General features: G+C 55.3%; 21 protein-coding genes, 1 tRNA gene and 2 rRNA genes. 9 read left to right on the top strand and 15 right to left on the bottom strand.

Translation table 11 applies throughout. The features are described 5' to 3' along the window. Nucleotides 1–224 precede the first annotated feature (224 nt). Nucleotides 225–1,664: an efflux transporter outer membrane subunit gene (locus JQU52_RS03495; protein ID WP_230339768.1), complete on the bottom strand. Its 1,440-nt coding sequence runs from the start codon at nt 1,662–1,664 to the stop codon at nt 225–227. Between the two features lie 2 nt (nt 1,665–1,666). Further along, nucleotides 1,667–2,194, bottom strand: coding sequence for a MarR family transcriptional regulator (locus tag JQU52_RS03490; protein WP_230339767.1), 528 nt, complete (start codon nt 2,192–2,194; stop codon nt 1,667–1,669). Nucleotides 2,195–2,407: 213 nt separating this feature from the next. Here JQU52_RS03490 and JQU52_RS03485 point away from each other — a divergent pair, with 213 nt between their 5' ends. Continuing rightward, nucleotides 2,408–4,189, top strand: coding sequence for an acyl-CoA dehydrogenase (locus tag JQU52_RS03485; RefSeq protein WP_230340517.1), 1,782 nt, complete (start codon nt 2,408–2,410; stop codon nt 4,187–4,189). A gap of 210 nt (nt 4,190–4,399) precedes the next feature. Here the strand turns inward: JQU52_RS03485 and JQU52_RS03480 are convergent, their stop codons facing one another. Next, on the bottom strand, nt 4,400–5,662 hold the full coding sequence (locus JQU52_RS03480; RefSeq protein ID WP_230339766.1) for a LysM peptidoglycan-binding domain-containing protein: 1,263 nt from the start codon (nt 5,660–5,662) through the stop codon (nt 4,400–4,402). A 170-nt stretch (nt 5,663–5,832) separates the two neighbouring features. On the opposite strand from JQU52_RS03480, the gene def reads away from it, so the two are divergent. The 7 genes from def to metF all read left to right on the top strand — a co-directional run bounded on the left by def (nt 5,833) and on the right by metF (nt 13,898). Then, complete coding sequence (gene def, locus JQU52_RS03475; RefSeq protein ID WP_230339765.1) at nt 5,833–6,336, top strand: peptide deformylase; 504 nt, start codon at nt 5,833–5,835, stop codon at nt 6,334–6,336. Nucleotides 6,337–6,411: 75 nt separating this feature from the next. Beyond that, nucleotides 6,412–7,353, top strand: coding sequence for a methionyl-tRNA formyltransferase (gene fmt / locus JQU52_RS03470; protein ID WP_230339764.1), 942 nt, complete (start codon nt 6,412–6,414; stop codon nt 7,351–7,353). Further along, nucleotides 7,350–8,600 carry a 16S rRNA (cytosine(967)-C(5))-methyltransferase RsmB gene (rsmB, locus tag JQU52_RS03465; protein ID WP_230339763.1) on the top strand — a complete coding sequence of 417 codons (1,251 nt, stop codon included), beginning with the start codon at nt 7,350–7,352 and terminating at the stop codon, nt 8,598–8,600. The genes fmt and rsmB overlap by 4 nt, the downstream gene beginning before the upstream one ends. After that, nucleotides 8,566–9,156 (top strand): DUF4390 domain-containing protein, encoded by a 591-nt coding sequence (locus JQU52_RS03460; protein WP_230339762.1) that lies wholly within the window; start codon nt 8,566–8,568, stop codon nt 9,154–9,156. The genes rsmB and JQU52_RS03460 overlap by 35 nt, the downstream gene beginning before the upstream one ends. Before the next feature lie 9 nt (nt 9,157–9,165). Next, complete coding sequence (locus tag JQU52_RS03455; RefSeq protein ID WP_230339761.1) at nt 9,166–11,271, top strand: sensor histidine kinase; 2,106 nt, start codon at nt 9,166–9,168, stop codon at nt 11,269–11,271. Beyond that, nucleotides 11,258–12,532, top strand: coding sequence for a sigma-54-dependent transcriptional regulator (locus JQU52_RS03450; RefSeq protein ID WP_230339760.1), 1,275 nt, complete (start codon nt 11,258–11,260; stop codon nt 12,530–12,532). The genes JQU52_RS03455 and JQU52_RS03450 overlap by 14 nt, the downstream gene beginning before the upstream one ends. Nucleotides 12,533–13,064: 532 nt before the next feature. Beyond that, nucleotides 13,065–13,898, top strand: coding sequence for a methylenetetrahydrofolate reductase [NAD(P)H] (metF, locus tag JQU52_RS03445; protein ID WP_230339759.1), 834 nt, complete (start codon nt 13,065–13,067; stop codon nt 13,896–13,898). Between the two features lie 205 nt (nt 13,899–14,103). On the opposite strand, the gene JQU52_RS03440 is transcribed toward metF, so the two are convergent. From JQU52_RS03440 to JQU52_RS03415, 6 genes are all read right to left on the bottom strand, one after another. After that, the gene (locus tag JQU52_RS03440) at nt 14,104–14,754 is read right to left on the bottom strand and encodes a site-2 protease family protein (RefSeq protein WP_230339758.1); all 651 of its coding nucleotides are present in this window, start codon (nt 14,752–14,754) and stop codon (nt 14,104–14,106) included. A 189-nt stretch (nt 14,755–14,943) separates the two neighbouring features. Then, nucleotides 14,944–15,564, bottom strand: a complete 621-nt coding sequence (locus tag JQU52_RS03435; RefSeq protein WP_230339757.1) for an L-threonylcarbamoyladenylate synthase — start codon at nt 15,562–15,564, stop codon at nt 14,944–14,946. 98 nt (nt 15,565–15,662) lie between these two features. After that, nucleotides 15,663–15,926 (bottom strand): hypothetical protein, encoded by a 264-nt coding sequence (locus JQU52_RS03430; RefSeq protein WP_230339756.1) that lies wholly within the window; start codon nt 15,924–15,926, stop codon nt 15,663–15,665. A gap of 158 nt (nt 15,927–16,084) precedes the next feature. Next, complete coding sequence (locus tag JQU52_RS03425) at nt 16,085–16,933, bottom strand: PHP domain-containing protein (RefSeq protein ID WP_230339755.1); 849 nt, start codon at nt 16,931–16,933, stop codon at nt 16,085–16,087. Nucleotides 16,934–16,958: 25 nt separating this feature from the next. Next, entirely contained in the window at nt 16,959–17,144 is a 186-nt protein-coding gene (locus tag JQU52_RS03420) for a hypothetical protein (RefSeq protein ID WP_230339754.1), read from the bottom strand. Beyond that, the gene (locus JQU52_RS03415) at nt 17,125–17,361 is read right to left on the bottom strand and encodes an RNA-binding S4 domain-containing protein (protein WP_230339753.1); all 237 of its coding nucleotides are present in this window, start codon (nt 17,359–17,361) and stop codon (nt 17,125–17,127) included. Before JQU52_RS03415 ends, JQU52_RS03420 begins: the two co-directional genes overlap by 20 nt. 71 nt (nt 17,362–17,432) lie before the next feature. Here JQU52_RS03415 and argE point away from each other — a divergent pair, with 71 nt between their 5' ends. Then, on the top strand, nt 17,433–18,620 hold the full coding sequence (argE, locus tag JQU52_RS03410; RefSeq protein ID WP_230339752.1) for an acetylornithine deacetylase: 1,188 nt from the start codon (nt 17,433–17,435) through the stop codon (nt 18,618–18,620). Between the two features lie 15 nt (nt 18,621–18,635). Here the strand turns inward: argE and bioA are convergent, their stop codons facing one another. The 6 genes from bioA to JQU52_RS03380 all read right to left on the bottom strand — a co-directional run bounded on the left by bioA (nt 18,636) and on the right by JQU52_RS03380 (nt 26,851). Further along, nucleotides 18,636–19,919 (bottom strand): adenosylmethionine--8-amino-7-oxononanoate transaminase, encoded by a 1,284-nt coding sequence (gene bioA, locus JQU52_RS03405; protein ID WP_230339751.1) that lies wholly within the window; start codon nt 19,917–19,919, stop codon nt 18,636–18,638. Nucleotides 19,920–19,928: 9 nt separating this feature from the next. Continuing rightward, complete coding sequence (locus JQU52_RS03400) at nt 19,929–20,495, bottom strand: hypoxanthine-guanine phosphoribosyltransferase (protein WP_230339750.1); 567 nt, start codon at nt 20,493–20,495, stop codon at nt 19,929–19,931. Between the two features lie 76 nt (nt 20,496–20,571). Further along, nucleotides 20,572–22,470: an arginine decarboxylase gene (gene speA / locus JQU52_RS03395; RefSeq protein ID WP_230339749.1), complete on the bottom strand. Its 1,899-nt coding sequence runs from the start codon at nt 22,468–22,470 to the stop codon at nt 20,572–20,574. A 204-nt stretch (nt 22,471–22,674) separates the two neighbouring features. Continuing rightward, nucleotides 22,675–22,787, bottom strand: a 5S ribosomal RNA gene (rrf, locus tag JQU52_RS03390). A gap of 231 nt (nt 22,788–23,018) precedes the next feature. Continuing rightward, nucleotides 23,019–26,326 (bottom strand): 23S ribosomal RNA (locus tag JQU52_RS03385). 450 nt (nt 26,327–26,776) lie between these two features. After that, a tRNA-Ala gene (locus JQU52_RS03380) sits at nt 26,777–26,851 on the bottom strand. Nucleotides 26,852–26,915: the final 64 nt, after the last annotated feature.

Below are 26,915 nucleotides of genomic sequence, written 5' to 3'. Positions count from 1 at the left end.
GGGTCGCCTTTCTTTTGCTTACTTTGCTTTGGCGAAGCAAAGAAAAGTAAGTGGCCGCGCGGCCATGAAGCGCAAAGTAAAACGATAAAAAATGCATAAAAACACAACCTGTTTTTAAAATCATCCGCTTCGTTGCACTTCGTTTGGCAATGGATTGCCGAATCCAGTTCGGCAATGACGGTTTTAACTTTCAGGCAGCCTTAATAAACAGGCGCCCCCTCCAGCTATTCATCACCACTTTGCTCAGCCTGAAAACCACCGCCCAAGGCTGCCTGAAGCTGATTCCAAGCCTGCTGATGGCCAGCGGCGGCATCAAGGTAATCGCTGTGTGCGGCCAAGGCGGCGTCTTCTTGCTGCAAGCGAATAATGCCGTTGTCTAGCCCTGCACGCACGCGCCGGGCGCTGGCGGCGGCGCGTTTTTGCGCCACTTGCCAGGCTTGCTGCTGCAAGGACACGGCAGTGCCGCTGCTTTGGTATTGGCTCACCGCATCGGCGGCCTGCTGCAAAGCGGTCAGCACGGTTTGGTCGTATACCGCCACTTGTTCGTCATATTGGGCATTTTTAGCGGCCAAATTGGCTTGCAGGCTGCCTGAAGTAAAAATCGGCAAGCTGATGGCGGGCATCAATCCGGCAAAACGCGAATTGCCGCTGAGCAAGTCGAAAGCGTCGATGTGGGCAAAACCGGCCAAGCCTTTGATTTCGATGTTGGGATAAAATTCAGCCTTGGCTGCAGCCACACTGTAGCGGCGCGATTGCAATAAGGCGCGCTGGGCGGCAATATCCGGCCGTTGCCCCAAAATATCGGCTTTCAGGCTGCCCACCGCCACCGCAGGCGTGTTGCCCAACGGCGCTGGTGCGGTGTTGGCCAGCGCATCGGGTGCTTGCCCGCTCAAGGCGGCTAGGCTGTGGCGCACCCGCGCCGTTTCCGTCTGCACCGCTTGCTGCGCCGCCTGCAATTGCAACAAAGCCTGTTGCTGCGGATAAACCGCACTGGCGGGAATCAAACCGGCCTGCGCGCGCGCGGCCAGCAGTTGTTGCCCGGCTTCGTTGACGGCAATGCGTTTGGCCAGCACAGCTTGTTGTTGGTTTAAGCGCTGCCACTGGGTGTATTGAGCCACCACGGCTTGCGCCAGCAGCAAACGGGCTTGTTCGGTTTGCAAAGCCGCGGCCGTGCGCCGCCCCAAGGCTGCCTGAACGGTGTTTTTCTGCTTGCCCCAAAAATCGAAGGCATACGATGCTTGCAGCATGGCGGCAGCAGTGGTGAAGACATGGCTGCTGCTCTCGCCAATGCGGCTGGCGTCGGGCTTGGGCGACAAGTAAAAACTGCCGCCGCTGATGCCAGCACCCACTTGCAGACCGCCCTCACCGCGGCTGCCGCGCCATTGGGCTTCGGCCTGCCGCAAGCGCGCTTCGGCCACGCGCAAATCCGGCGCTTGCGCCAACGCCTGTGCCATCAATTGATCCAGCACCGGCTGTTGCAATTGGCGCCACCACTGTGCTTCCACGGCAGCGGTTTGACCGGCCGCCAAACCCAGTTGCGATGCGGTATAGGGAGTATCCGGTGTTTTTTGGCTGCCGGTGTGGGCGCAGGCGGCCAGCACGCAGCTTGCAGTGAGCACACTCAGATTGCGCAGTAAAGCAGCACGACTGGGGTGGTTGGGCATGGTTAGGCGCTTTCTTGCGTTGCCGCCGTGGTGTCGGCAACGTCCAGTTGGTGAAGGAGTTTTTGCAGCAAGCCGTGCAATTGTTGGCGCTCAGGCTCGGCCAAGCCTGACCACAATTGGTGGCGCAAGGCATTGGTGTACGGGCTGACATGGTGGATTTTGGCCTCGCCCGCCGCGGTGAGATGCAGGGTGATTTTGCGGCGGTCATCACGATGCGAGCGCCGTTCGACCCAACCTTGCTGCACCAACTCGTCCGACAAACGGGTGGCGCTGGTGCGGGTTAAATCGAGTATTTCGCTTAATTCCGAGGGTAATAAGGCATGTTGCGGGTGCGCATACACCGCCAATAAGGCATACCACAGGCTTTCGGTAAGGCCGTGCTGTTTGAGGCATTCGTTAAAACATTGGGTGGTGCGCACCGCCAGCTGGCGGATCAGGCGGCCATGCAGAATCAAATCCACCTCCATACCGGGGATTTGTTGCGATAAAGACTGCAAGGCATGGTGCAGTTGGGCAGCCTCGGGCGGCATGGCTTGGTTTTCCAGATAAACAAATGTGGATTATAGTAACTGCCGTTACCATAAGCAAGGGCAAACACTTTAATTTCCTTGCCCGGTAGGCTGCCTGAAACGTATTCAAAGCCGTGCCGATTTGTTATGCTGGGTTTCAACATCAAAACAAGTATAGCCATACTTGTGCCAACCATCCATAACCACAACAACCCCTTACTTGGAGAAGAGAACATGATTTACCACGCCCCTGTCAATGAACTGCGCTTTGCCCTGCAAGTACACGGTAGGCTGCCTGAAATACTGGCGCTGCCCAGCGCCGCCGGTTTGGATCAAGATACTGTAGACGCGGTGTTGGAAGAAGCAGGCAAATTTGCCGAACAGGAGCTGGCGCCCACCAACCGCACCGGCGATTTGAACGGCGCCCGGCTGGTGGACGGCAAAGTGCTTACCCACCCCGATTTGGCACAAGCCTTTGCCGCCTATCGCGATGCCGGCTGGCTGGGCTTGCGCGCCCCGGCCGATTACGGCGGCCAAGGCCTGCCTGCGGTGGTGTCGGCGGCCTGTGAAGAAATGTGGTGTTCGGCCAATCTGGCCTTTTCCTTATTGCCGATGCTCACCTTGGGTGCCATCGAAGCCATTCTCAGCCACGCCAGCGATGAGCAAAAACAAACCTATCTGCCCAATATGAGCCAAGGCTTGTGGAGCGGCACCATGAACCTCACCGAGCCGCAAGCAGGCACCGATTTGGCACAAGTGGCCAGCAAAGCCGTACCCAAAGACAACGGCGCCTATGCCGTGTCCGGCCAAAAAATCTTCATCACTTGGGGCGACCAAGAGCTCACCGAAAACGTGATTCATTTGGTGCTGGCGCGCCTGCCGGATGCGCCCGCCGGCGTCAAAGGTATTTCGCTGTTTATCGTGCCCAAATATCTGGTGAATGCCGACGGCAGCTTGGGCGCGCGCAATGCGGCGCACGCAGTGGGCTTGGAGCACAAGCTGGGCATCCACGCCAGCCCCACGTGCGTGATGCAGTTCGACGAAGCCGAAGGCTATTTGATTGGCGAAGCCGGTAAAGGCCTGATGTATATGTTTACCATGATGAACCATGCCCGTTTGGGCGTGGGCGTGGAAGGCCATGCCGTGGCCGAGCGCGCTTATCAGGCCGCCTTGGCCTATGCGCGCGAACGCGTGCAAAGCCGCGACATCGGCGGCCACAGCAAAACCCCAGTCACCATCATCCACCACCCCGATGTACGCCGTATGCTGCTGGTACAAAAAGCCACCCTCGCCGCCCAGCGTGCGCTCTACATGCAGGCCGCCGCCGCCATCGACACCGCCCACGGCCACCCCAATGCCGACGAAGCCGCGCGTGCCGAAGCAGTGCTGAACTTCCTGATTCCGATTGTGAAATCATGGTGTACCGACAACGGCACCGTGCTCACCAACTTGGCCATGCAGGTGTATGGCGGCATGGGCTATGTGGAAGAAACCGGCGCGGCGCAATATGTACGCGATGTGCGCATCACCCCGATTTACGAAGGTGCCAACGGCATTCAAGCGCTGGATTTGATTGGCCGCAAAACCGCTGCCGACGGCGGTGCCGTGGCGCGTGCGCTGCTGGCCGACGGCCAAAGCGTGGCCGCCAAATTGGCCACCGTTGATGCCGAACTGGGCGCGCAGCTGCAACAAGCATTGGCACTGGCCGAGCAAAGCGTGGCCGATATTCTGGCGCAAATGACCAGCAATCCCGAGCTGGCTGCTGCCGCCTCCAATGCTTATCTAAACCAGATGGGCTGCACCTTGGGTGCGGTGGCACTGGCACGCGCCCATTTGGCGGCACAAGACGCACTGGCTGATGCCGCCAATGCGCCATTGGGCGAAGACTTCTACCAAACCCAGCAGCACGTTACCCAGGTGTATTTCACCCAAGTATTGCCGCAAATCCACACCCATGCCGCCTTGGTACACAGCGGCAGCCCGGCGCTATTGGCGGTGCCGCTGGAGTCGTTTTAAATCATATTGAATGTGGCGTTTTCAGGTAGCCTAATATATCAATAGGCTGCCTGAAAACAAAAAAGCACAACCCATGATGGCGGTTGTGCTTTTTTCAATCCTGCTTACTTTACCTTATCGTTAACATAACGCTTCAGGCAGCCTAAAACAAAAAAGCACAACCCAAATTCATCGGTTGTGCTTTTTCCTATCCAATTTCAGGCAGCCGCTTTATTTGATGTTGCTGCGGATATCAAATTGCTCATGCTTATAGTTGTGCGGGTCTTGCGGCGTATTGGGCACGTGCTCGTAATTATAGGGCATATCGTCCAAATCATGGCCGGGGTTGGTGACCAAATCACCCACCTGCACATTGGTTTTGGCATCCAGAATAATCGCCGACGACACATGCTCTCCTGCGCGGTAAACCATCGCCAAGCCCACTTCTTCAGCCGGGATACTCAGGTATTTCACCACCGATTTGCTGCCGCCGGGGCGATCTTCCAGCCGGGTGCGTATCTGCTTGCTGCGTTTATACAAGCTTAACACGGATCCCTTATCCAAGCCGTCGGCACTGCCTTTGTTTAAAGTGATGGTTTGGTAAGGCCCGGCTTCAATAATGCCGTCCATCACCGACACGATTTTGGCATCAATCGCTTTTTCCGGCGCATGCGGCATCATATTGAAGGCATCGCCCTCATCAGTCACTTTGAGCAGGTAGTCACCATTGCGGATTTCCGATACGGCTTCGGTTATCATCAGCGCTTGCGCAGTTTCGGTGGGCACTTTCAGCAAAGGATGCAGGCGGGTGTAGTATTCGCCTTTTTTCAGGTTTTGAGCATCGGTGTCACTGCGGCCTTCCAGCGCACTTTGGCGTACCGGCTGGGTCATCAGCTCACCGCTGAACACCACTTCTTGCCCCAGATATTTGCCGGTATCCGGATCCAGCACATCTTTTACCGCACGGTATACAAAGTATTTTCCCGGCTCGGTCACGCCATCGGCATAAACGCGATCGCCCTTGCTGTAGAGCAGACGGTTATCGGGGCCTGCCACTAGGCGCGGGGCATTTTGGGTTTGCATCTGGTCAATTATCTGCGGATGCTGCATAAACATGCGGTAGAAATTGACATTGATGGTGGCAATACCGTAGCCGGACGACACCTCACGCACGCGCGGTGAGAGTTTGACTGTGGGGATGGCGTCGTTGCCGCCGTCAAAACCCAAGCGCGGCTCGCCGTCTACATAATGCAATACCAGTACCTGCCCCGGGTAAATCAGGTGCGGGTTGCGGATGTTGTCGCGGTTGGCGCCCCACAATTTCGGCCACTGCCACGGCTGATAGAGGTATTTGCCGGAAATGCTCCACAAAGTATCGCCGCTTTTCACTTCATAGCGTGCCGGGGCATCCGAGCGTAATTTCATTTGCGCCATGGCCGGGGCGGACAAAGCCAAGCCAACAGCGCACAGCAAGGTTATAATGCGTTTTTGCATGGGTCTTCCCTTACGTTAATGATTATTTATTTTTGTTTAAATACCCTGAATATTAGGCTATTTCCTGTTAACTGCGCTAGACCATTTATCAAATAATTCTGAAGAATGCAGCAGATTTTGCACCATCTGGGTCGATAATCTACTGTTTCCCCACCTGAGAAGCAGACAACATGGCTTTATTGAATATATTACATTATCCCGACGAACGTTTACATATTGTGGCCAAACCGGTGGCCGCAGTGGATGAACGCATCCGCACTTTGGTGGCCGATATGGCCGAAACCATGTATGCCGCACGTGGCATCGGCTTGGCCGCCACCCAAGTGAACGTGCACGAACGCGTGGTGGTGATGGATTTAACCGAAGAACACAACCAACTGCGGGTGTTTATCAACCCCACCATCACCCATAAAAATGGCGAAACCACCTACGAAGAAGGCTGCCTGAGCGTACCGGGTATTTACGACACCGTCACCCGCGCCGAAACCATTACCGTAGAAGCGCTTGACGAACACGGCCAGCCCTTCACCCTAGAAGCCGACGGCTTGCTCGCCATCTGCATTCAGCACGAACTGGATCATTTGGCGGGTAAAGTATTTGTGGAATACCTGTCCAAACTGAAGCAAGAGCGCATCAAAACCAAAATGAAAAAGCGCAGCCGCACCACGCTATAAAATACAGCCAACGCACCTGCTCCAAGGCTGCCTGAAAACCAATAGCCGCCTGCTTATCCACCAAGAAACCCGCCCATGACCACCAAAGTGATTTTTGCCGGCACCCCCGACTTTGCCGCCACCGCCCTACACGCCATTGCCGCTGCCGGTTTTGACGTGGTGCTGGTGCTCACCCAGCCCGACCGCCCCAAAGGCCGCGGCATGAAGCTGCAAGCCAGCCCGGTAAAACAAGCCGCCCAAGCGCTGGGTTTGCCGCTGGCGCAACCCGCCTCCTTGCGCAACGCCGAAGCTGCCGCACTCTTGGCCGCACAACAAGCCGATGTGATGGTGGTGGCCGCCTACGGCCTGCTGCTGCCCGCCGAAATCCTCGCCATTCCGCGCCGAGGCTGCCTGAACATCCACGCCTCTTTGCTGCCGCGTTGGCGCGGTGCTGCCCCCATTCAGCGCGCCATTGCTGCCGGCGATGCCGAAACCGGCGTGTGCATTATGCAGATGGACGCCGGGCTGGACACCGGTGCCATTGTCAGCACCCATCGCTATGCCATTCAGCCCACCGATACTGCCCAAACCGTGCACGATGCCTTGGCACAAATCGGCGCACGCGCAATTGTTGCGGATTTACAACAGTTGGACAACCTACAGCCCACACCTCAGCCACAAACCGGCATTACCTACGCCCATAAACTGAGCAAAGCCGAAGCCCAAATCGACTGGCACCAACCCGCCAGCGTGATTGAGCGCCAAATCCGCGCCTTCAATCCCGTGCCCGGCGCTTGGACCACATGGCAACAGCAGCCGCTAAAAATCTGGCAAGCTGCCGTGGTTAACCAACACGGCGCCGCCGGTACGGTATTGGCCGGTGAAGCAGGGCAGTGGATTGTTGCCTGCGGCGAGCAAGCCTTGTCTTTACAGCAGGTACAGGCTGCCGGTGGCAAAGCCATGCCGGTAGCGGCCTTTGTGGCGGGCAAGCCCATCGCTCCCGGCAGCGTGCTGGCGCAACCGGAGCCGCAAGCATGAGCATGGCACAGGCACAGCGCCTGGCCGCACACACCGTGGCCGCCGTGGCTGCCGGGCGCAATTTGAGCGACGTACTGGCCGAGCTGTGGCAGCAATATCCGCAATTAAGCCCTGCCGAAAAAGGCGCTTTGCAAGACATGGCCTACGGCTGCCAGCGTCAGCGCGGGCTGTTGCAGCAGCTTTTGCGGCAAATGCTCAAAACGCCGCCGCCCGCTGCCGTGCACAGTATTTTGATGGTGGCGCTGTATCAATTGCGCTTCACCCGCAACGCCAGCCATGCCGTGGTCAACGAAGCGGTGCGCCAAGCCGGTAAAACCGCGCCCGCATATAAAAATCTGGCCAATGCCGTATTGCGCCGCTTTTTGCGCGAGCAAGACCATCTGGTTCAGGCAGCCTTGCAGCACGAAGAAGCCAAATACAACTTGCCCGCATGGTGGCTGGCCGATTTGCGCCGCCATTATCCGCAGCATTGGCACAATATTGCCGCCGCTTTCCAGCAACACCCACCGCTTACCTTGCGCGTTAACCGCCGCCACGGCAATGCCGAAAGCTATCTGGCCACCTTGCAGGCAGCCGGTATTGCCGCCGATGCGCTGGGCGATTACGCCGTGCGGCTGGCACAACCGCTGCCGGTGAGCGCCATTCCCGGCTTTGCCGAAGGCTGGGTGTCGGTGCAAGACTGGGGCGCTCAGCAAGCCGCGCCCTTGCTCAACCCGCAAGCGGGCGAGCGGATTTTGGATGCCTGCGCCGCCCCCGGCGGCAAAAGCGGCCATTTATTGGAGCTGGCCGACTGCAATCTCACCGCCATTGATGTGGATGCGCAACGCTTGTCGCGCGTAAGCGACAATTTACAGCGCCTAAACCTGCACGCCACCTTGCATGTTGCAGACGCACAACAAACCAACACATGGTATGATGGCAAGCCATTTGATGCCATTTTGGCCGATGTGCCCTGCACCGCCTCCGGTGTGGCGCGGCGCCATCCCGACATCAAATGGCTGCGCCAGCCGCAAGATGCCGCCAAAATGGCACAACAGCAGGCCGGTATGCTGGATGCTTTATGGCAAACCTTAAAACCGGGCGGGCGCCTGCTTTTGGCTACCTGCTCTTTGTTTCCCGCAGAAAACCAGCAACAACACGACGCTTTCCTCAACCGCCATGCCGATGCGCGCCCACGCCAAGTGCATGTTTTGTTACCCAACGGCAAACAAGATGGCTTTTACTACGCGCTTATTGACAAAGCTTAGCCCGCTGCTCGCGCTGTTGTGCCTGCTGCTGGCCGCCCCGTGGAGCCTGGCCGAAGGCATCAGCAATACCCGCGCGCAAGCCGTGGTCACCAGCAACGGTCAACTGTCGATCAGCACCCGCTTCAACACCGAATTGCCCGACCAGCTCAAGCAGGCCTTGCTGCAAGGCGTGCCGTTGAATTTCGATTTGAGCTACCAGCTCACCGCGCCCACGCTGGCCGCCTACCGCAACCGCTTCAACAACCTGATGGGCGGCGACAACCAAATTAGCTACCGCTTAGCCTACCACCCGCTCACCAACCGCTACCGCGTGAGCATGGGCACCTTTTCCACCGAATACAACAATCTGGACACCGCCTTGCGCGCCATCGGCGGGGCGGCCAACTGGAAAGTGCTGGCCAGCGGCACCTTGGGCAACAGCGCCGACGTGCGTGCCGATGTGCGTCTAAACCTGAGCATCAGCCAATTGCCCAAGCCGTTTCAAATCAACGCGCTCACTTCCAAAAACTGGCAGCTTGATTCAGGCTGGCAGCCGCTCACCATCCGCGCAGAATAGGATACAGCCATGCGTCGCTTCTTGTTGGTGATGGCGGTTTTCAGCGTGGTAACCCTCTATATATTGGCACTGGCCACCGGCAACGCCAGCGCCTTGTCGGCCTATTTCTGGTGGGTGTTCGGCTTCAGCAGCCTGTTGCTGCTGGCCTTGCTGGGCATGGTGGGCAAATATGTGTGGCAGCTGGTGCGCAGCAGCCGCCGGCATGAATTCGGCTCGCAAATCGCCCGCCGCCTTGCAATCATGTTTACGCTGGTGGCGGTATTGCCCGGCCTGTTTTTGTTTGGTGTATCGGCGCAATTCATCAGCCACAGCATCGACTCTTGGTTTGGCAACGACACTGCCGAAGCGCTTAACCGCAGCCTAAGCCTAAGCAAATCGGCACTGGATTTATCACTGGATAACAGCCTGCGCAGCGCCACCGCCATTCAAGTGCAGCTGATTGCCGCTGCAGCCCTCGACAGCCCGCCCACGCCCTTACTACGTGAAGCCGGGCGGGAAAAACAGTTTACCCAATTATTGCTGCGCGATTTGCACACCGGCCGCACGTTGGCCGAATACAATCCACACGCCCTGCCATTACCGCAGTTGGGACGCGACAGCCAAGCCATTTTGCAGCGCAGCGGCTCGCTGCGCGACCTCGAAAGCATCAACAACACCTTATATGCCCAAGGCTGGCTGATGCTGCCTGAAAACGCACACCGCCAGCAAGCCTTGTTTTTCAGGCAGCCTATTCCCGCCCAAGTGGCCAAAGATGCCACTTTGATTGAAGCGGCGCGAGCCAAATACGCCGAGCTCAGCTATGCCAAGCAAGGGCTGCAAACCTTTTTTCTGGTTACCTTGTTAATGGCCACCTTGCTGGCGATTGCGCTGGCCTTATTGGTGGCGCTGTATTTTGCCCGCCGCTTTGTAGAGCCGATTCTGGCGCTAGCGCAAAGTGCGCGCGCCGTGGCACAAGGCGATTTGCGCCCGCAAGCGCCGGTATACCGCAACGATGAACTGGGGCGGCTGCAAACCCTGTTTAACCACATGACCACCCAATTGCGGGTGGCCCGCGCCGAGCAAGAGGCCGCGCGCGATTATCTGGAGCACATCCTCAACAGCCTCACCACCGGCGTGATTACCCTAGACAACCACGGCATCATCAAAACCCACAACCACACCGCCGAAAACATCCTCGGCCAAAGCCTACAGCCCTGGCAAAACCAGCCTTGGCAAGCCTTGCAGCAGGGCGATGTGCAAGCAGCGATGCTGGCCGAAGTGATTGAAGCGATTATGGCCACCCAATACCAAAACCGCCCGGCACAAATCAGCTACAGCCACCAAGACGAAGCACGTATTTTACTGGGCAAGGCCACACCGCTGCCCACCGACAGCGGCGACGGCACCGTGCTGGTATTCGATGATGTCACCGCATTGGTGCGCGCCCAAAAAGAAGCCGCCTGGGGCGAAGTGGCGCAGCGGCTGGCGCACGAAATCCGCAATCCGCTCACCCCCATCCAATTGTCGGCCGAGCGGCTGGCATGGAAGCTGAGCGACAAGCTGGGCGAAGCCGATGCCGCCATTTTGCAGCGCGCCACCCAAACCATTATCAAACAAGTGGCGGCAATGAAAGACATGGTGGAGGCTTTCCGCAATTACGCCCGTGCGCCGGCGCTCAATTTCATTAGTTTGGATTTGAATGAGCTGGTGCGTGAAGTTTTGGTATTATATGAAGGTGCAAATTGTACATTCTCAATTAACTTAAGTAATATGCCCCTGTGGATAGCGGCCGACAGTGGCGCCATGCGCCAAGTAATACACAATATACTCAAAAATGCGGCCGAGGCCGCCGCCAGCGATGCGGCGCCCACCATCACCCTCCACAGCCACACACAACAGGAACAAATGGTTTTAACCGTGTCAAACAATGGCAAAGGCTTTAGCAAAGACATGCTGCTACACGCCTTTGACCCCTACGTTACCGACAAACCCAGCGGCACCGGCCTAGGCCTGCCGGTGGTGAAAAAAATCATAGAAGAACATGGCGGACGCATCCAGCTGGCCAACAACGAAGCCGGCGGTGCTTGTGTGAAAATAACATTACCCTTATTGGTGAGAAACGATGCGAAGCAGTGACATCCTGATTGTGGACGACGAAGTCGGCATTCGCGACTTATTGTCTGAAATCCTGCAAGACGAAGGCCACACCGTTACCGTGGCCGAAAATGCCGACACCGCCCGCCAGCTTCGCCAGCAAACACGCCCCGCCATGGTGTTGCTGGATATCTGGATGCCCGACTGCGACGGCATCACCCTGTTGAAAGAATGGGCCAAATCCGGCCAACTCACCATGCCGGTGGTGATGATGAGCGGCCACGCCAGCATCGACACCGCCGTGGAAGCCACCAAAATCGGCGCACTCGACTTTCTTGAAAAGCCCATCAGCCTGCAAAAACTGCTCAGCACCGTGGATCGCGCCCTCAAATACGGCCAAATGCAGGCTGCCTCCAATCTCTCGCTCGACAAACTGGGCAACGGCCCGGTGATTAAAGAATTGAATCTGCAATTGGAGCGCGCCGCCAAAATCCAGGCGCCAGTGCTGCTCACCGGCGAATCCGGCTCACCGTTTGAACTGGTGGCGCGCTACTTCCACAAAAGCAATACCCCGTGGGTAGAGCCTTCCAAAATCGAGCAAATCACCGATGCGCCGGTGGAATTGCTGCAAAAAGCCAATGGCGGTATTTTGTATGTGGGTGACATCGCCCAATACAGCAAAACCGTGCAACAAGGCATCGGCTTTATGCTCAGCAAGGCCGAGCGCTACCATGTGCGCTTAGTGTGCGCCTGCAGCCAGCCCCTGCAAGACATGCTTACTGATCCCAACCAAGACAGCAAGCTGCTCAACACCCTTTCCTCGCTGATGGTGTCAATTCCGCCCTTGCGCAACCAGATGGACGACATCGTGTTTCTGGTGGATCAAATCGTGACCGAGCTGGCCGAAAGCCAAAAAATACCGGTGGTTAAATTCAGCACCGCCGCACTCAATGCCTTGCGCCAATACGATTGGCCGGGCAATCTGGCGCAGCTGCGCAGCGTGGTCAAAAGCTTGGCGCTCACCGCCGAAAAAAGCGATGTCGACGCCGATGCCGTGGCCACCATCTTAAGCCAGTTCACTCTCAGCCAACCCACGGAAATGGTGGGCGGCTTTAATTTCGACCTACCGCTGCGCGAATTGCGCGAAGAATTGGAACGGCGCTATTTTGAATACCATATTGCACAAGAAGGCCACAATATGAGCCGCGTAGCGCAGAAAGTGGGCTTGGAGCGCACCCATTTATACCGTAAGCTCAAGCAGCTGGGCATCCAGTTTTCACGCCGTCAAAGCGAAGGCAAATAACACCGCCACACCATAACAAACCCCGGTGCGCCGCTGTGCACCGGGGTTTGTTTTCAACAGTTACTGGGTTTAATTGGCACGTAGGCCAGCTAACGCAGTTAGGTTATTTTGTAGAATGGGTATTCTCAATTGAAGTTAGGCACTTATTGGCCAATGCTGCCTGAAATCATAAAAAAAGTGCTACGGCGTTGGCTCGCCTTGTATCACTTTATTCTTCATTTCACTATATTCCACAGCGCCCGTCGCACCTGCGCAGGCAGGTGCCCAGTTCAAAGCAGCGCTTTGATTCTGCAAAGCCGAGTTGCCTTATTTTGTACAACTGAAGCTTTGCTTCAGACTGGGCACCTGCCTGCGCAGGTACGACCTATTTTTCAGGCCGCCTCGCCAATACCCCAGCACAATGAATTTAATTCATTATCAACATCATATTTTTCAGGCTTGGCTGTTTAGCAAGTGCTTTATAATCTTTATTAATTACTAAATTAAACACCATTTGCGCAATCCGTCTGATTGCCCCCAAGAGCCTGCCATCATGAACCAAACCGCACTGAGTTTTGAATTTTTCCCCACCCGCACCGAAGAAGGCCGCCGCAAACAGGCGATTACCCGCAAGCAGCTAAGCCAATACCAACCGGCTTTTTTCTCCTGCACCTACGGCGCCGGCGGCACCACCCGCGAAGGCACACTGCAAACCATTACCGACATTATGAGCGAAGGCATTGCCGCCGCCCCACACTTGGCCTGCGTGGGCGCCACCCGCCAAGAGATGATTGACATCCTCAGCACCTATCGTGAAATGGGCATCCGCCATGTAGTAGCACTGCGCGGCGATGTGCCTTCCGGCGTGGGTTTTGGCGGCCAAGGCTTGCGCTATGCCAATGAACTGGTGGCGCTGATACGCGAAGAATTCGGCAGCTGGTTTCACATCGAAGTGGCCGCCTATCCCGAATTCCACCCGCAAGCACGCAGCGCCGAAGACGATTTAAACCATTTTGTGCGCAAATGCCAAGCCGGTGCCGATTCGGCGATTACCCAATATTTTTTCAATATCGACAGCTATTTCTGGTTTGTAGACGAAGTGCAAAGCCGCGGTGTCAACATTCCGATTGTGCCGGGCATTATGCCGATTGCCAGCTTTTCCAAATTGGCGCGTTTTTCGGAAACCTGCGGCGCGGAAATCCCGCGCTGGCTGAGGTTGAAATTGCAGTCTTATGCCGACGACACCGCTTCCATCAAAGCGCTAGGCTTAGATGTGGTAACGCAAATGTGCGAGCGTTTGCTGGCCAACGGCGCGCCCAGCCTGCATTTTTACACCCTAAACCAAGCGGGCTTGGTGTCCACCATTTGCCAGCGTTTGGGTTATTAAAACAACGCCGGATAAGACAAAAGGCTGCCTGAAACGCTTTAGCTTCGCAGAAGCTTTGCTTTCAGGCAGCCTTTTATCATGTTGATTTGATGGCGGTTGGTTTTGTAAGCAACAAGTAGGGTGCGCCGCGCGCACCAGCAAGATTATTGTGTTGGCTGTCGGTGCGCAAGGCGCACCCTACATAAAATCCAACCCGGCCTGAAACCTAACCAAACAAGCCCATAAAATGCTGCACCGCCATCAAAATCATGCTGATAAACGGATACATGATTTTGCTCAGCAAGCCGGTAACCAGCAGCAAGATAAGCACCCACATGCCATAAGGTTCGATTTTTTGAAACTGCATCGATGCCTTGGCTGGCAAAAACGTGTCCACAAAACGGCCGCCATCCAGCGGCAGAATCGGCAGCATATTCAGCACAAACAGCACCGCATTGATGATGATGCCGTAGCGGCTCATGGTTTGCATGGCTTCTTGAAACGACTCCGGCACCCATTGCGATGCCACCATTGCCAGCGCCCAGCCAAAACACATCACCAAGTTCGACAGCGGCCCGGCAATCGCCACCATACGCATGCCCATGCGCGTGTCTTTAAAATTGCGTGTATTTATCGGTACCGGCTTGGCCCAACCGAATAAAAACGGTGTAAACATAAACATCAGTGCCGGCACCAGAATCGTGCCCACCGGATCAATATGTTTGATGGGGTTCAGCGTAAGCCGCCCCATCATCTCCGCCGTGCGGTCGCCATAATGCCGTGCCGCATAGCCATGCGCCGCCTCGTGTACGGTGATGGCCAGCAACACCGGCAATACCGCCAATAAGAAAATACCTAAATCAAAATTTTGAAACATATGTTTTCCATCTTGTGTTGATAACGATTATTCTAACTGTACTAAGCTTCGGTTTAACTGCACAAAAACGGCGTTTCAGGCAGCCTTATACTAATTCGAAAAATAAGATAACAAGGCGGCGAGTCGCAGACAGTACACCTAGTACGGCAAGGCGAGCCAACGCAGTTAGGTTATTTTTTCGAATTGGTATTACAAACCAAACGGCGCCAAATCGCCCTTGCCTTGGCGCACCAGCTCGATGCCGTCGGTCATGTCAATCACCGTGGTGGGCTCGGTGCCGCACCAGCCGCCGTCGATAATCGCATCCACGCTGTGTTCCAAGCGGTCGCGGATTTCGTAAGGGTCGGTGAGCGGCTCGTCGTCTTCAGGCAGCATCAGGGTGCAGCTGAGCAGCGGCTCGCCCAGCTCGGCCAGCAATGCCAAGGCAATGGTGTTGTCGGGCACCCGCAGGCCGATGGTTTTGCGTTTGGGGTGCAAGGTGCGCGCAGGCACTTCTTTGCTGGCCTGCAAAATAAAGGTGTAGCTGCCCGGTGTGGTGGCTTTGAGCAGACGGAATTGGCTGTTGTCGACTTTGGCATAGGTGCCCAATTCGCTTAAGTCGGCGCACATTAAGGTGAGGTGATGTTTTTGGTCGATTTGGCGAATGTTTAAAATACGCTCCATCGCCGCTTTGTCGCCCAGCTGGCAGCCCAATGCGTAGCAGGAGTCGGTGGGATAGGCCACCACGCCGCCGCCGCGCACGAGATCGGCAGCCTGTTTAATCAGCCGATCTTGCGGATTGTCGGGATGGATAGCAAAGAATTGAGCCATGGTTTGGGTTCCTTTATTGTATCTTTTTATTTCAGGCAGCCTTGTAGGGGTAGGCTTTATGCCCAGCCCTACAATCAATATATCCATCACCCGCCGTTTTATTTTTTGCTTTTGGCTTCTGCCTGCTGCAAACGCTGGGCAATGGCGGTGTAAATCATGTCTTTTTTATCGGTAAACAGCGCTTCCATTTTGGCCAGGCCGTAGAATTTGCGCACCATGGCGGGCAAGCCTGCGTGCAGCAATGCGGCCAGCTCGCGGTTCATGGCTTCGTCGTCCATGGCGGTTTGCAAATCCACATTGCGCTCGGCCAAAAATTGCTGGATTTGTTTTTGGGTGTGGTTGCTGATGCTGAATTGTTGCATGATGTTCTCCCTTTTTGAGTAAACAACTGAAGTTAGGCATTTATTGGCCAATGCGGCCTGAAACCATCGAATCTATTATGCCGAATCCGATCCGGTAATAGCGGTTTTACATTTTCAGGCAGCCTTGATAAGCAGGTGCGCCACTCCGGTAAACGATATTACGCCTGTATACCGGCTTGGCCAAAATGCGCCCATACCGGCTTACATTGCGGCGGCAAATCGGGGCAGGCGCCCAAGATGCCGCCGCTGTGGTCGCCACGGCGGTGGAAATCGCTGCCCGCACTGGCCAAAAAGCCGAAGCGCTCCGCCAACAGCGCGTAATTGAGGCGGTCGTTTTTGTCGCCATTGCCGCTGTGTACTTCGATGCCGTCGCCGCCCAAGGCTTTAAATTCGGCAAACAGGTTGCGCTTGGCGGTGGCCGATAAACCATAGCGCATGGGGTGTGCCACCACTGCCAAGCCGCCTGCGCCTTTGATGGCCGCCACGCAATCTTCCAGCGCCGCCCATTCGTGTGCCACGCTGGCGGGTTTGCCGTCGCCCAAGTATTTGCTGAACGCTTGCGCTTTGTTGCGCACATGGCCGCCTTGAATCAAATATTCGGCCACATGGGTGCGCGAAGCCATTTCGGGATTGGCGGCCAGCGCCAAAGCACCCTCATAAGCACCGTCAATGCCTTTTTTGGCCAGCTTGTCGGCAATCGCCTGCAAGCGCTGCAAGCGCCCGCTGCGCACGCGGGCTAGCAAATTTTGCAGCGGCGCATCGGCGTCATCAAAATCCAAGCCCACGATATGGATGGTGCGCTGGCGCCAAGTCACCGAAACTTCCACACCGTTAATCAGCTTTAAGCCGAGCGCATCGGCTTCGGCACGCGCCGCAGCCAGGCCGCCGGTGTGGTCGTGGTCGGTGAGCGCGAGCATAGTGCAGCCATTGGCGTGCGCCAGCCGCACCACTTCGGCGGGGCTTAAAGCACCGTCGGAAATGGTGGAGTGGCAGTGTAAATCAATCATGGGGTTCTTTCAGGCAGCCTTGCTGTTAATCTGCTGCGTCTTGTGCGGCATTTTGCTGCTCGCGCCATAATTTCTGCTGGGCATCGTATTTGGCTTTTTCGTTCCAATAAATGGTTTGGATGCAGGCATCGCCGCATTCGCTGTTGCAGCATTCCCAATCTTCCGGGCGCACCGGCTCGGGCAGTAAATCTTCAGGTTTCAGCAGGGTCATGGCCGGGCTCCACCGTCAATTCGGCGCCGTGGCAGGCCACCACTTCACCGGCGCGAATTTTGGCGGTTTTGCGGGTTTCCACCACACCGTTGCGCAGCACCAAGCCTTGGGCAATCCAGGCCTTGGCTTGGCCGCCGCTGTCGGCCACGGCGCTGTGTTTTAAGAGGTCGCACAGGGCGATGTATTCATGCCCGCTAAGGTAAAACGTTTGTTTCATTATGGATTCCGTGGGTTTCAGGCAGCCTGTATTGTACTGCCATTGTTGCACTGCCACAGCCAATTTATGCTATGGTGGCGCAAATTCAAAAAGGGCATTTTATGGACACCGTGGCGTGGCTTAAAACCTTAATCGCATTCGACACCACCAGCCGCCACAGCAATTTGGCGTTAATCCACCATGTAGCCGATTATCTGCACGGCCTTGGTTTGCAGCCGTGGCTGGCACACAATGGTGCGCAAACCAAAGCCAATTTGTTTGTTACCATTCCCGCCGCCGATGGTAGCCACGCCGGTGGAATTGTGTTGTCCGGCCACACCGATGTGGTGCCGGTGGACGGGCAGCAGTGGACGTCCGACCCATTTAGCGCCCGCATCGCCGATGGCCGTCTCTACGGGCGTGGCAGCTGCGATATGAAGGGTTTTATTGCCGCAGTGCTGGCGGCGGTGCCGCAAATGCAGGCCGCCCGCCTAATGCAGCCGCTGCACATTGCCTTGTCTTACGATGAGGAAATCGGCTGTTTGGGCGCACCGGTGATGCTGGCCGAGCTGGCGCAGCGCGGGCTAAACCCGCAGCACTGCATTGTGGGCGAGCCCACTTCGATGCGCATGGTGGTGGCGCACAAGGGCATCCACACCTTTCGCTGCCGCGTACACGGCAAAAGCGCCCATTCTTCGCTCACGCCGCAAGGGGTTAACGCGATTGAATACGCCGCCAAGCTGATTGTGTACATCAACCAGCTGGCGGGCGAATTGCAACGGCGCCAAGATTTGGACGCGGCATTTGATGTGCCGTTTTCCACGCTCTCTACCGGCATCATTAAAGGCGGCACGGCGGTAAACATTATCCCCGCGCTGTGTGAATTTGAATTTGACTACCGCAATCTGCCGCACATGCAGCCGGAAGACGTGGCCGCGCCCATCCGCCGCCATATTGCCGAAATGCTGGAGCCGCAAATGCAGGCGGTCGACCCGGCTTGCCGTATTGAAATGACCCAGCGCGAAAACGTACCGGCGCTGGGGCAGGCCGACAATGCTTTGTTGCACGAATTGATAGCACAACTGGTAGACGATGCGCAGCAACACAAAGTGGCTTACGCCACCGAAGGCGGCCAGTTTCAGGCAGCCGGTATGCACACGGTGATTTGCGGGCCGGGCAGCATTGAGCAGGCGCACCGTGCCGATGAATACATTGAGCTGGCGCAATTGGCGCGTTGCGACCGCTTTTTAAGCGCGTTGATTCACAGCCAGGCTGCCTGAAACGGGCTTGCCCTATCAATCCACCCCGCCACGGCAATACGCCGCCACCGCATCGGTGAGCATCTGCAATTGCACCGCGCTGATGATATAGGGCGGCATCAAATACACCAAATGCCCAAACGGGCGTATCCACACGCCTTGGTTCACAAAAAACGCCTGCGCCGCCGCCATGTTCACCGGTGCGCGCATCTGCACCACCCCAATTGCCCCCAACACCCGCACATCGGCCACCGCAGGGCATTGCCGCAAGGGCAGCAAGGCTGCCTGAAGCTGCTGCTCAATGGCCGCCACTTGGCCTTGCCATTGGTTTTGCGCCAATAAATCCAGATTGGCCGCCGCCACCGCACAGGCCAGCGGATTGGCCATAAAGGTGGGGCCGTGCATAAACACCCCGGCTTCGCCTTGGCTGATGATGTCGGCTACGGTGCGGCGGGTGATGGTGGCCGATAAGGTCATCATGCCGCCGGTGAGCGCTTTGCCCACGCACATGATGTCCGGCGCAATCGCCGCATGTTCGCAGGCAAACAGCTTACCGGTACGGCCAAAGCCGGTGGCGATTTCGTCGGCAATCAGCAGCACGCCATATTCATCGCACAAGGCCCGCGCTTGGCGCAGGTATTCGGGATGATACAGGCGCATGCCGCCTGCGCCCTGCACTATCGGCTCCAAAATCAGTGCGGCAATATCGGCATGGTGCTGCTGCAAGGCTGCCTGAAGCGGCAAGATGTCTTCAGGCAGCCATTCGCCGTCAAAACGGCTTTGCGGCGCAGGCGCAAAGATATGCTCAGGCAGAAAACGGCGGTAGAGGCCGTGCATGGAATTCACCGGATCGCACACGCTCATGGCGCCGAAGGTGTCGCCGTGGTAGCCGTGGGCGATGGTGAGCATTTTGTGGCGCGGCGTGCCAAGGCTGTGCCAGTATTGCAGCGCCATTTTCAGCGCCACTTCCACCGCCACCGAGCCGGAATCGGCCAAAAACACACATTCCAGCCCTTCAGGCAGCATCGGCAATAGTTTTTGGCACAAGCGGATGGCCGCCGGATGGGTGATGCCGCCAAACATCACGTGCGCCATGTCGTGCAACTGCATATTGATGGCGGCATTAAGTGCGGGGTGGTTGTAGCCGTGCTGGGCGCACCACCACGACGACATACCGTCGATCAGCGCACGGCCATCGTCCAAATACAACTGCACGCCCTCGGCACGCACCACCGGATACACCGGCAGTGGCGCGGTCATGCCGGTATAGGGGTGCCAGATATGGCGGCGGTCGAAATCCAGATCGGCAGAACTCAGCATGGCGGCGGCTTAATGCCCGGCCAAGGCGTAGATGGCGTCCAGATTGCGCCACGCCCCGGCGGCGTCCATGCCGTAGCCGAACACATAGCGGTTGGGCACATCCAGGCCAACAAAATCCGCCACCAGCGGTTTGGGCTTATTAATCAGCTTATTGGCAAACACGGCGGTGTGACACGACTTGGCGCCCAAATCGAGCACATGCTGCTTGATGGCAGCCATAGTGTGACCTTCGTCGAGAATGTCGTCCAGAATCAGCACATCGCGGCCTTCCACGCTGCTTTGCGGCGCGCGCGACCAATGAAAGTTGCCGCCTTCGAGCTTGTCGCCGTAGCGCGACACATGCACATAGTCAAAATCAAGCGGAAAGCGCAGCAAGGGCAGCAATTTGCCGGTAAACACCACTGCCCCGCCCATTACCGGCAGCAGCAAAGGATAGCTGCCGCCCAGCTCGGCGGTGATGGCGGCAGCCATGGTTTCCAGTGCCGTTTGGCAGGTGGCTTGGTCAAACAGCAAATCGGCTTCGGCCAGCATGGCTTCGGTGTCGAGGCGTTTTTGGTTTAAATCGGTGTGGTTCATGTTGATGTCTTTCTTGATAAATGTTTTCAGGCAGCCTTAAAGCATCGAAGGCTGCCTGAAAATATTTTGCCGTATGCTAGGCTTCGTCGCCCACGCTTAAATACGACGACTGCTTTAAGCCACGGCAGAATTCGGCAAAATACTGCTTGCTGCTCACCGCATCCAGCTTGGCCAAGCGGGCTTTTTCTTCAAACTTATTCAACACTTCTTCCGGCGACAAGTGCACATAGCGCAACATGTCTTCGATGGTGTCGTGCTCTTCCATGCCGCCATAGGCCACCGTGCCGTTGTCGTGCACAAACACATTCACCGAGTCAGTGTCGCCAAAAAGGTTGTGCATATCGCCCAAAATTTCCTGATACGCCCCCACCATAAACACGCCCAGCAAATACGGCTCGCGCTCTTTCAGCGCATGAATCGGCATGCTGGATTCGATGCTTTGTTGGTCAACATATTGGCTCACCTTGCCGTCGGAATCGCAGGTTAAATCTTGCAACACCGCACGGCGGGTGGGCTGCTCGTCTAAGCGGTGGATAGGCATAATCGGCAGCACTTGGCCAATCGCCCAGGTATCGGGCAGGCTTTGAAATACCGAAAAATTGCAGAAATACTTGTCGGCCAGTTTGTCGGTAAGGTCGTCAAATACTTGGCGCTGGCTGCGTTGGCTGGCCTGCAATTGTTTTTTGAGACGGCGGCACAGCACGGCGTGCAGTTGTTCGGCCAAGGCTTTTTCCGCCAGCGGAATTTTGCCTTCGATATACAGCTCGGTGACTTCGGCCAAATAGTGGCTGATGCGGTAGTAGGTTTCGGTCACCATTTCGCTGTCGGTCACATTGAGCTTGTCGAGCAGTTTTTTGGTGGGAAAGCTTAAGCTGTCTTCATCCGCAATCGGCGGCACGGTATCCGGCAGCCGCTCCACATCAGTAACATTCATCACCAGCACCGCATGATGCGCCGTCATGGCGCGGCCGGATTCCGAAAACACATGCGGATGAGGAATGCCGTTTTCATTGCAGTATTCGGCCAGCATAGACACAATCACATGCGAATACTCACCCAAATCATAATTGATGGAGCTGGCATTGCGCGAATGGGTGCCGTCGTAATCCACGCCCAAACCGCCGCCCACGTCCACATGATTAATCGGCAGCCCCAAGGCGCGCAGCTCGGCAAAATAACGCACGGCCTCTTTAAAGCCGGTGCGATAGTCGGCAATATTGGCAATTTGCGAGCCCATATGGAAATGCATCAGCCGCACCGTATCGCCCAAACCGGCGGCGGTAAGCTTATTGGCCGCCGAGATCAGTTGCCCGGCAGACAGGCCGAATTTGCCTTTGTCGCCGCCGGTGTCCGCCCATTTACTGGAGGCCAAGGATGACAAACGCACGCGCAAACCGATGTTGGCGGTAACGCCGAGTTTTTTTGATTCTTCAATCACATAATCAACTTCGGCTTCTTTTTCAATCACAATAAATACTTGGTGCCCCAAGCGCTGCCCCATTAAGGCCAAGCGGATAAATTCGCGGTCTTTATAGCCGTTGCACACAATGGTGCCGCCTCTGGGTGCAAAGGCCAATACAATCATCAGCTCCGGCTTCGAACCGGCCTCAAGGCCAATCGACACTTCATCGTTTTTGGGGATGATGATGTTTTTAACCACGCTTTCCTGTTGGTTTACCTTAATCGGGTAAATCGCCGTATAGCGGCCTTGGTAATCGTTTTTGCGGATAGAGCGGTTAAACGCCGCACACAAACGTGCTACCCTGTCTTGCAGAATATCCGGGAAACGGAACAGCATGGGCAAATCCTGCCCTTGCTCATGCAAATCCTGCACCAATCCATACAAACTCACCGCGGTGTCGGACTGCCCATTCGGGCGCACCATCACGTCACCGTTGTCACCCACAAAAAAATAGCCGTCACCCCAATGATTAACGCCGTACAGGCTGGCACTGTTTTCGGTATTCCAAGTCATGTGTGTATCCTTTAATAGACTTCTCGGTACCTGAGCGGCACCCGTGGGCGGGATTATCCCAGATTTTGCCTGCAAGAGCAGCGCTTTATGCCTATTTGGCGACGGTGTGGGCAGATTTACTGCTTTCAGGCAGCCTAAATCTTGTTATCTTGCCCCCAAAGAACAAGCCCCCGATACGTGAGTATCAGGGGCTTTATATAGGGTGTTTGGCGGTGACCTACTTTCACATGGGTATCCATACTATCATCGGCGCTGAGTCGTTTCACGGTCCTGTTCGGGATGGGAAGGCGTGGGACCAACTCGCTGTGGCCGCCAAACTTAAACTGTCAAATCGGTAAGCCGTTGCCTGTTTGTCAGGCTAAATCAACTGTGTTTGTTGGGTGATGCTGTGTATCGCATGCTCACACTTTCTGTGTAACGCATGACTTCAGTAAGCTTTATTCATTTTCTTCTGTCGTTCATGTCTGCTCAGATTAGCCCGGTTATCAGTTTTCCTGATTCCCGATGCCTGTTGTCTGAACCCTGAACCACGAAGTCCTTCAAATGATAGAGTCAAGCCTCACGAGCAATTAGTATCGGTTAGCTTCATGCATTGCTGCACTTCCACACCCGACCTATCAACGTCCTGGTCTCGAACGTCTCTTTAGTGCGGTCAAGCCGCAAGGGAAGTCTCATCTTCAGGCGAGTTTCGCGCTTAGATGCTTTCAGCGCTTATCTCTTCCGAACTTAGCTACCCGGCGATGCCACTGGCGTGACAACCGGTACACCAGAGGTTCGTCCACTCCGGTCCTCTCGTACTAGGAGCAGCCCCGTCAAACTTCCAACGCCCACTGCAGATAGGGACCAAACTGTCTCACGACGTTTTAAACCCAGCTCACGTACCACTTTAAATGGCGAACAGCCATACCCTTGGGACCGACTACAGCCCCAGGATGTGATGAGCCGACATCGAGGTGCCAAACTCCGCCGTCGATATGAACTCTTGGGCGGAATCAGCCTGTTATCCCCGGAGTACCTTTTATCCGTTGAGCGATGGCCCTTCCATTCAGAACCACCGGATCACTATGTCCTGCTTTCGCACCTGCTCGACTTGTCGGTCTCGCAGTTAAGCTACCTTTTGCCATTGCACTATCAGCCCGATTTCCGACCGGACCTAGGTAACCTTCGAACTCCTCCGTTACTCTTTGGGAGGAGACCGCCCCAGTCAAACTGCCTACCATGCACGGTCCCCGACCCGGATTACGGGTCTGGGTTAGAACCTCAAAGTCACCAGGGTGGTATTTCAAGGACGGCTCCACAAGAACTAGCGTTCCTGCTTCTAAGCCTCCCACCTATCCTACACAAGTGACTTCAAAGTCCAATGCAAAGCTACAGTAAAGGTTCACGGGGTCTTTCCGTCTAGCAGCGGGTAGATTGCATCTTCACAACCATTTCAACTTCGCTGAGTCTCAGGAGGAGACAGTGTGGCCATCGTTACGCCATTCGTGCGGGTCGGAACTTACCCGACAAGGAATTTCGCTACCTTAGGACCGTTATAGTTACGGCCGCCGTTTACTGGGGCTTCGATCCGATGCTTGCACATCTTCAATTAACCTTCCAGCACCGGGCAGGCGTCACACCCTATACGTCCACTTTCGTGTTTGCAGAGTGCTGTGTTTTTAATAAACAGTCGCAGCCACCGATTCTCTGCGACCCTCCGATGCTTACAGAGCAAGTCTTTCACATCAAAGGGCATACCTTCTCCCGAAGTTACGGTATCAATTTGCCGAGTTCCTTCTCCTGAGTTCTCTCAAGCGCCTTAGAATTCTCATCCTGCCCACCTGTGTCGGTTTGCGGTACGGTTCTGATTTAGCTGAAGCTTAGTGGCTTTTCCTGGAAGCGTGGTATCTGTCACTTCACGTCCGTAGACGCTCGTTATCACTTCTCGGTGTTATGAAAGTCCGGATTTGCCTAAACTTTCCACCTACCGGCTTGAACGACCTATTCCAACAGGCCGCTGACATAACCTTCTCCGTCCCCACATCGCACTAAATCAAAGTACGGGAATATTAACCCGTTTCCCATCGACTACGCATTTCTGCCTCGCCTTAGGGGCCGACTCACCCTACGCCGATGAACGTTGCGTAGGAAACCTTGGGCTTTCGGCGAGCGGGCTTTTCACCCGCTTTATCGCTACTCATGTCAACATTCGCACTTCTGATACCTCCAGCAACCTTCTCAAGTCACCTTCTTCGGCCTACAGAACGCTCCCCTACCATCCAGGAATCAGACTACAGGAATCGGGTATCAGTAACTGCCTTTATTTATTCAGGCTTTTACTGAGTCCTTGCAGCATTTTGGCGATTTCTTCATATGTTTCTCGCCAATATTGCCATTCCGTGTTGCTGATGTACTGTAAATCAAGACAGTATCGCAGCCAGACGCGCATTTCGTCTGCTGAGCCGATACTGATCAGGATGTATCTTTTAAATTCTGCTGGCGACTGGCTTCTTTTGCCATAGCCTTCAGCAAGATTTGAACAGATGCTTTTGCTGGCGCGTCTAATTTAATCGGCCAGTGCGTATTGTTCGATTTGTGGAAATTCCAAACTGCTGCGGTGTATCTCTAAGGAGATACGGTACGCTTTTGAAATACCTGCAAATCTTCGAATCGCTGTGCTTTCATCCTGATTCCTGATTCCTGTAGTCTGATTCCTGAATCCGCAGCTTCGGTTATAGATTTGAGCCCCGTTACATCTTCCGCGCAGGACGACTCGACCAGTGAGCTATTACGCTTTCTTTAAATGATGGCTGCTTCTAAGCCAACATCCTGGCTGTCTGGGCCTTCCCACTTCGTTTACCACTTAATCTATCATTTGGGACCTTAGCTGGCGGTCTGGGTTGTTTCCCTCTTGACAACGGACGTTAGCACCCGCTGTCTGTCTCCCGAGGAATCACTTGATGGTATTCTTAGTTTGCCATGGGTTGGTAAGTCGCAATGACCCCTAGCCATAACAGTGCTTTACCCCCATCAGTGTCTTGCTCGAGGCACTACCTAAATAGTTTTCGGGGAGAACCAGCTATCTCCGAGTTTGTTTAGCCTTTCACCCCTATCCACAGCTCATCCCCGCATTTTGCAACATGCGTGGGTTCGGACCTCCAGTACCTGTTACGGCACCTTCATCCTGGCCATGGATAGATCACTCGGTTTCGGGTCTACACCCAGCAACTAGTCGCCCTATTAAGACTCGGTTTCCTGCGCCTCCCTATCCGGTTAAGCTCGCTACTGAATGTAAGTCGTTGACCCATTATACAAAGGTACGCAGTCACGGAACTTGTCCGCTCCCACTGTTTGTATGCATCAGGTTTCAGGTTCTATTTCACTCCCTCCCGGGGTTCTTTTCGCCTTTCCCTCACGGTACTGGTTCACTATCGGTCGATGATGAGTATTTAGCCTTGGAGGATGGTCCCCCATGTTCAGACAGGATTTCTCGTGTCCCGCCCTACTTGTCGTATGCTTAGTACCACTGATGAGATTTCGAATACGGGGCTTTCACCCACTACGGCCAACTTTCCCAAGTTGTTCTTCTATCTCAACAGCTATCACATACAGGCTCTTCCGTGTTCGCTCGCCACTACTTACGGAATCTCGGTTGATTTCTTTTCCTCCGGGTACTTAGATGGTTCAGTTCTCCGGGTTCGCTTCTCATAACCTATGTATTCAGTTATGGATACCGCACAAAATGCGGTGGGTTTCCCATTCGGACATCGCGGGATCACAGCTCTATTGCCAGCTCCCCGCGCTTTTCGCAGGCTTACACGTCCTTCGTCGCCTATCATCGCCAAGGCATCCACCTGATGCACTTATTCACTTGACTCTATCATTTCAAGAACCTCTTTGACTTGGCTTCGCTCCCGTTGACTAGGGGCTAGGCTAGAAGTACTTACTTTGATAAAGCTTACTGCTTTGTTGTGTGACACATTCTGCCTTTTGTGTTCAGAATGTGTCCGATACAATCATCACCCAAATTGTTGTGGCTTGGCTGTGCAAGTTAAGCAACCACCCTTTCAGGCAGCCTTTAACTTGCTGAAATACGGGCTCTTGCAAGAACCTGCATCTCCATCCAAACCAACATTGTCTTTGTTTGTTGATTTCGGCTTTCCAATTTGTTAAAGATCGATGCGTTGCTTGTTACCGACTTTGCCGGCTTTACTTCGCAAATCAAAGAATACTGAGTTAATACTGCTTTCAGTATGCACTGCTTTCAGTATGCTTTAATTTGTAAAGTAGACTTGTTGTTGCTTTCCCTGATTCCTGATTCCTGAAGTGGTGGAGGCAAACGGGATCGAACCGATGACCCCTGCTTGCAAAGCAGGTGCTCTACCAACTGAGCTATGCCCCCTGTCCGGGTGTCAGGATTCAGGTGCCAGGCGTCAGTCTCTTGTGCGGCTGTGCCGCAATCTGAT

The sequence above is a fragment of the Paralysiella testudinis genome, assembly GCF_016894345.1.
In the GTDB taxonomy this organism is placed as follows: domain Bacteria; phylum Pseudomonadota; class Gammaproteobacteria; order Burkholderiales; family Neisseriaceae; genus Paralysiella; species Paralysiella testudinis.
The sequence above is the reverse complement of the archived record's forward strand: the minus strand, read 5'-3'. Positions and strand labels throughout refer to the sequence as shown.